This window comes from Acinetobacter sp. 1566109 (assembly GCF_000582255.1).
GTDB lineage: Bacteria > Pseudomonadota > Gammaproteobacteria > Pseudomonadales > Moraxellaceae > Acinetobacter > Acinetobacter nosocomialis.
This window is the reverse complement of sequence record NZ_JEYB01000163.1, coordinates 1-1,752: the sequence shown is the minus strand read 5'-3', so window position 1 is coordinate 1,752 and position 1,752 is coordinate 1. Positions and strand designations below refer to the sequence as shown.

Genomic DNA, 1,752 nt, shown 5'->3' with positions numbered 1-1,752 from the left:
AAGAAATTTTTGTTTATCCTTACATAAAACAAATAAACGAGTCATTACTACTGCGTTAATAAATTTGTCAGCACTAGGAGTTGGCCAGCTTCTAAAGTTACCAATAACTGGAGATGAATCCTTTCTTAGTATTTTTCTGACAGGAATTTCGTACTCTGAAAAGTTAAAACCATTAATAGGTTGCCCATTTTCATTACTAATATGCTGTACACCATAACTAAAAGATGGATTAGGTTGATTGCTAACAGCATAAGTTGATGGATCTACGAATTTAGTTTGCATTAATTTCTCTGTAAATTATGGTGTAAATAAATTTTAAAGAAGACTAACAGATCCTGAATATCTTTATAAAAGAAAAATAGAAACTTCCACTAATTTTCTCCATTTAACATAATGGCTGTAATATGAAATTCAGTGCCTCAGGCCTAAAGAACCAAGTTTATGTCTTGCAAAAACGTATCCTATAGGATACATTTTGCTTATGTACTCAATATATACCACAGAAGCCTTTGATGATTGGTTTACCAAGTTAAAAGATCAACAGGCAAAAAGACGCATACAAGTCCGAATTGATCGGGTTGAAGATGGGAACTTTGGAGATACTGAACCAGTCGGTGAAGGTGTTTCTGAGTTACGTTTCTTCTTTGGACCTGGCTATAGGATTTATTACTGCAAGCAAGGGCAAAGGGTCGTTATTCTCTTAGCAGGCGGAGATAAGTCTACGCAAAGTAAAGATATAAAACTTGCCCTACAATTAGCACAAGATTTAGAGGAGGAGCTGTAAATGGCTATCAAACTTCGTAAATGGGATAGTGCTGAGCATCTTAAAACAGAAGAAGATATGCAAGCTTACCTACAAGCCTGTATCGATGAATCTAATGGTGATGCTGCATTCATTGCTAAAGCTTTAGGTAACATTGCTAAAGCTAAAGGAATGGCTCAATTATCACGAGATACAGGTCTAGGCCGAGAAAGTCTTTACAAAGCACTTTCTGGTGATGTTAACCCTAGTTTTGATACTGTGATTAAAGTTGTAAAAGCACTGAATTTACGCTTAACAATTTAAAAAAAGTTATTTAAAAATGGAGCTTTAAGCTCCATTTTTAAATTTCATATAAGGTGTATTATGTTAATTTTAAGAAAACTAAATAATTTAACCTTAAATATTTTTCATATCGGATTAACTCAAAGGAATAGATTTAAATGGACTAACTCCGTAAGTTAAAGTTTTTTGATTGATTTAATAAATTCAATAAATTGCGGCGAAAAATCTTTAAATAAAGGGACTGTTCTAAATTTTGTGTAAGTACTTAATTTTCATTCATCCTACTGAGGATAATAAAAAGAGGTACTTCACATGGATGAAGCTACAATCAAAAGTATGGCAGCTGAATTAGCTAAAGGTTTAAAAACTCCTGAAGATTTAAACCAAATGACAGCCATATTTAAAAAGTTCATGATCGAAACCGCTCTGAATACTGAGCCTTCTGAACATTTAGGCTATGAAAAGCATCAACCTAAGAAAGGATCTAATGCACGTAATGGTTTTAGCTCCAAAACAGTTCTAACACAAGATGGGCAGCTTGCTTTAGATATCCCTCGTGATCGTGACGGCTCTTTTGAACCACAGATTATTAAGAAGCATCAAACGCGCATTACTAGCATGGATGATCAAATTCTTTCGCTATATGCGAAAGGAATGACAAATAGAGAAATTGTTGCTTTTTTTAAAGAAATGTACGATGCCGATGT

At 33.8% G+C, this 1,752-nt stretch carries 3 protein-coding genes and 1 pseudogene; 3 read left to right on the top strand and 1 reads right to left on the bottom strand.

Features of this window, described 5'->3' with window-relative positions:
• Positions 1-282 (bottom strand): annotated as a pseudogene (locus J582_RS25010) (hypothetical protein); the annotation flags it as partial.
• Between the two features lie 199 nt (positions 283-481).
• On the opposite strand from J582_RS25010, the gene J582_RS25005 reads away from it, so the two are divergent.
• The 3 genes from J582_RS25005 to J582_RS24995 form a co-directional block, all read left to right on the top strand.
• On the top strand, positions 482-784 hold the full coding sequence (locus tag J582_RS25005; RefSeq protein ID WP_000286963.1) for a type II toxin-antitoxin system RelE/ParE family toxin: 303 nt from the start codon (positions 482-484) through the stop codon (positions 782-784).
• The gene (locus J582_RS25000) at positions 785-1,066 is read left to right on the top strand and encodes an addiction module antidote protein (RefSeq protein ID WP_006582667.1); all 282 of its coding nucleotides are present in this window, start codon (positions 785-787) and stop codon (positions 1,064-1,066) included. It abuts the gene before it with no gap.
• 291 nt (positions 1,067-1,357) lie between these two features.
• A partial coding sequence (locus J582_RS24995) for an IS256 family transposase (protein WP_032048910.1) occupies positions 1,358-1,752 on the top strand: 395 nt, incomplete at its 3' end.

What these genes read in the sequence shown, in the direction of transcription:
- J582_RS25000 (WP_006582667.1), top strand. Translation starts at nt 785, where the DNA reads ATGGCTATCAAACTTCGTAAATGGGATAGTGCTGAGCATCTTAAAACA.
- J582_RS25005 (WP_000286963.1), top strand. Translation starts at nt 482, where the DNA reads ATGTACTCAATATATACCACAGAAGCCTTTGATGATTGGTTTACCAAG.